Origin of the sequence: uncultured Abyssibacter sp. (assembly GCF_964000955.1) — a bacterium.
GTDB lineage: Bacteria > Pseudomonadota > Gammaproteobacteria > Nevskiales > OUC007 > Abyssibacter.
On the sequence record NZ_CAXFCL010000083.1, the window covers coordinates 1 to 3557 of the forward strand.

Below are 3557 nucleotides of genomic sequence, written 5' to 3' on the forward strand. Positions count from 1 at the left end.
CCGGCGCCCAGCACCTCCGCGTAGCCCATGGCGATGGACAGCATCACCGTGTTGCGTGCCGGAACATAGGTGACCGGGATGCCCGAGGTCGGGCTCGTCGGTACATCGATGGCCGCATCGGTCAGGGCCGACCCGCCCAGCGCGCCCAGATCCACGTTGACCGTCCGGTGCTCGCGCACGCCCAGCACATCGCAGACCCGCTCCGCGGCGTTCAGCTCGGCGACGTGACGCTGACCATAGGACACGGACAGCCCGTAGCACTCGTAGCCTTCGTGCCGGGCAATCGCCAGCGTCGTGGCCGAATCCAGTCCCCCGGAGACCAGCACCACCGCGAGACGGCTCATCGCCCCTGCTCCTCGCCCCAGATGAACTTGTGCAACTGGACCTGCATCCGGCCCGGAATCCCGGGTTCGCAGACCCAGTCCGCAAGGTCGCTCAGCGGCAACGCGTTCCAAACCGGTGACCACAGCACCTCGACGCCGTCGGGGAGCGGTCGCTCGGCCAGCCAGCCCAGCCCCCAGTCGAAGTCCGCCCGGTCGGCGACGACGAACTTGAGCTGATCGCCCGACTTGAGCTGGGTACGGTTGGCCGCGAGGTTGCGATGGGATTCGCCGGAGCTGGGTGTCTTGACGTCCATGACCACGGTCACGCGGGCATCCACGGTGTCGATGGGCAGCGCTCCGCTGGTTTCCAGGGATACCGCGAAACCGGCATCGCAGAGCATCGCCAGCAAGGCGGGCGCCTGCTTCTGCGCCAGAGGCTCACCGCCGGTCACGCACACACGGCTGACCGCGTGTTCCCGGACCCGGTCGAGGATGTCCGGGCCGGTCATCCAGTCCCCACCCTGAAACGCATAGGCGGTGTCGCAGTAGCCGCAGCGCAACGGGCAGCCGGTCAGCCGGACGAAGGTCGTGGGCAGGCCAGCCAGTGTGCTTTCGCCCTGAATCGAGCGGAAGATCTCGGTGATGCGCAGTCGCAGTTCCTGCGACCGAACCGTGGTCGCGGGAACGGCGGTCATCAGCGTCCTTCTCGATCCATGCGATCCAGCCGTTGCCGTGCAAGGCTGGCGGCAGAGGCGTTGGGATGCTCTTCCAGCACGCGCTGCAATGTGGCGCGAGCGTCCGTATAGCGTCCCTGCTCGTAGTCGATGTAGGCCAGCTTGAGCAACGAATCCGGCACCTTGGGGCTATCCGGATAGCGGCTCATCATCTCGGAGAACGCTTGCTTGGCCGGACCGTACTCCCGCTTCACGTAGTACGCCTCGCCCAGCCAGTACTGCGCGTTGTCCGCGTAGACACTGGACGGATGATCGGACAAGAAGCCGCGGAACGATCGGATCGCCGCGTCGAACTTGCCGGCCTTGAGCAGATCGAAGGCGGTCCCGTAGGCCTTCTGGATCTCCGGATCGCTCGCCACCTCGGCGGCGCTGACCTGGGTGGATCCGTCAGTGACCGTACCACCCGCCAGGGCGCCGACACCGGACTGCTCCAGACGCTGCAGGCGCTTGTCGATATCCAGATAAAGCTGCCGTTCTCGCCGCTTCGACGACTCCAGCTCGTAGTTCAGCCGCTCGACCTCGCCACGCAGTTCGCGAAGCTTGGCCTCCACCCCGTCCACGGATTCGGCCACGCGAACGAGATTGAGATTTTCAAGCTGGCGATCCACGCGCTCGGCGCGCTGCTCGAGGCTGGTCAGCCGGCGCTGCTCCGGTGTCGGCTCGTTGGAGCCGAAGGAGGCGCAGCCGGCGACCAGGGTGCCGGCAGCAAGCAGTGCGACACTGCCGGTATGACGAACATTCATTGATTAGCGATAGTTGATGGCGACGCGGCGGTTCTTGGCCCAGGCGTCCTCGGTGTGCTCGAGGGCGACCGGACTTTCCTCGCCGTAGCTGATGACATTGATCTGGTTCTGGGCCACGCCGCGCAGCATCATCGCGCGCTCGACCGACTTGGCCCGGCGCTCGCCGAGGGCGATGTTGTACTCGCGCGTGCCGCGCTCGTCCGTGTGCCCTTCCAGGCGGATACGAACGCCGGGATTCGCGACCAGGTAGTCAGCGTGCGCGCGGATCACCTCGCGGGCGCGGGAGGTCAGCTCGGCGCTGTCGAACTCGAAATAGACCACCCGTTCGTTACGCAGGGCGTCGGCCGCACGTGCCGCTGCGGCTTCGGCGGCGCGTTGCTCTTCCAGGCGCCGGGCCTCGGCCTCACCGTAGCTCGAACCGCTGCCAGTGGTGAACGAGCTTTCGGGCTGCGTCTCGGTGGTCGCCGGTTGATCCAGCGCCGTTTCATCGCCGCTGGTGCATCCGACGAGCACGGCGGCGGCCAGGGCCATCAGGCCAAATCGCTTGAGCATGGTAGTTCCTTTCATTTTAGAAGAATCCTCTTGATTCCCCGCATCCTGTCCGTGGGCGCTTGCCCCGATCGATGATCAGTTCAGGTACGGAGACCATGCGGGCTCACGCACAGTTCCCTGCTGACTCAATGTCTGCCGCACGCGGCCGTCCGTTGTCGCCGTCGCGAGCTGGCCTCCCTGACGTGCGTACATGATAACGCTTCCGTTCGGCGCAAAGCTCGGGCTTTCGTCCAGCGGGCCGCGACTGAGAATGCGCAACTGCCCCGAATCAAGCTCCAGAACGCCGATACGATACCCCTGGTCGTCCAGGTTGACCAAGACGAGGTTTTTCCCATCGGGCGAGTACTGGGCGCGGGCATTGCTGCGTCCTTCGAACGTCAGTCGTCGCATGTCACCCGAACTCAGCTCGACCTCGTAGATCTGCGGCTGACCGCCGCGGTCCGACGTGAACGCAATTTTCCCGCCATCGGGTGACCAGGTCGGTTCGGTGTCGATAGCCGAAGAATTGGTGATCCGGCGCTCGCCGCCACCGTCGACATCCAGCACGTAGATTTCCGGATTGCCATTGAAGGACAGCGTTGCGGCGATCTTGGTGCCGTCTGGCGACCAGGCCGGCGCGCCGTTGATTCCGGGTCTGCGGACCAGTTCACGGGCCACGCCGGAGCGCAGCTCATGGACGAAGATCGCCGATTCCCCATCATCGAAGGCCACATAGGCCATCTTGCGCCGGTCCGGCGACCATGCCGGCGACAGCAGCGGCTCGCGGGAGCGAACAATCGTCCGCGGATCGTAACCGTCAGCGTCGGCCACGATCAGCTCATAGGTCTGATCGCCCGCCACGCCATTGGCGGTGATGTAGGCAATGCGCGTGTTGAACACGCCACGCTGACCGGTCAGCGCCTGAAAAATGAAATCGGCGACGCGGTGCGCGCCGGCGCGCAGGCCGTTTTGTGTTGCCGGCACGTCGTAGCCGATGACCTGCTTGCCGCGATAAACGTCGATCAGGTGAAAACGGATGTTGTATGCCCCGCCCTCCACGCGATTGATCTCGCCGACGACCAGATTGTCGACGTCGGCGGCGCGCCAGTTCTGCAACTGCACGTCTTCGGGCCGACTGGGCTTGGCGAGCATGCGGTTTTCCGGCAATGGATCGAACAGACCACTGCGCTTGAGATCGGCCTCCACCACCTCGGTGACATCCACCG

At 65.2% G+C, this 3557-nt stretch carries 5 protein-coding genes; all 5 read right to left on the reverse strand.

What is annotated here, in order from left to right; translation table 11 throughout:
* The coding region (locus ABNS06_RS03855) for a 7-cyano-7-deazaguanine synthase (RefSeq protein WP_348672677.1) at nt 1-344 on the reverse strand (344 nt) is incomplete at its 3' end.
* Entirely contained in the window at nt 341-1018 is a 678-nt protein-coding gene (gene queE / locus ABNS06_RS03860) for a 7-carboxy-7-deazaguanine synthase QueE (RefSeq protein WP_348672678.1), read from the reverse strand. The genes queE and ABNS06_RS03855, both read right to left, overlap by 4 nt.
* Nucleotides 1018-1800 carry a tol-pal system protein YbgF gene (ybgF, locus tag ABNS06_RS03865; protein WP_348672679.1) on the reverse strand — a complete coding sequence of 261 codons (783 nt, stop codon included), beginning with the start codon at nt 1798-1800 and terminating at the stop codon, nt 1018-1020. Before ybgF ends, queE begins: the two co-directional genes overlap by 1 nt.
* A gap of 3 nt (nt 1801-1803) precedes the next feature.
* Nucleotides 1804-2352 (reverse strand): peptidoglycan-associated lipoprotein Pal, encoded by a 549-nt coding sequence (pal, locus tag ABNS06_RS03870; RefSeq protein WP_348672680.1) that lies wholly within the window; start codon nt 2350-2352, stop codon nt 1804-1806.
* 75 nt (nt 2353-2427) lie between these two features.
* On the reverse strand, nt 2428-3557 hold a 1130-nt coding region (gene tolB, locus ABNS06_RS03875; RefSeq protein ID WP_348672681.1), incomplete at its 5' end, for a Tol-Pal system beta propeller repeat protein TolB.

Bases quoted from the DNA above. Each gene is read 5' to 3' on its own strand.
- ybgF (WP_348672679.1), bottom strand. From the start codon at position 1,800: ATGAATGTTCGTCATACCGGCAGTGTCGCACTGCTTGCTGCCGGCACC.
- pal (WP_348672680.1), bottom strand. From the start codon at position 2,352: ATGCTCAAGCGATTTGGCCTGATGGCCCTGGCCGCCGCCGTGCTCGTC.
- queE (WP_348672678.1), bottom strand. From the start codon at position 1,018: ATGACCGCCGTTCCCGCGACCACGGTTCGGTCGCAGGAACTGCGACTG.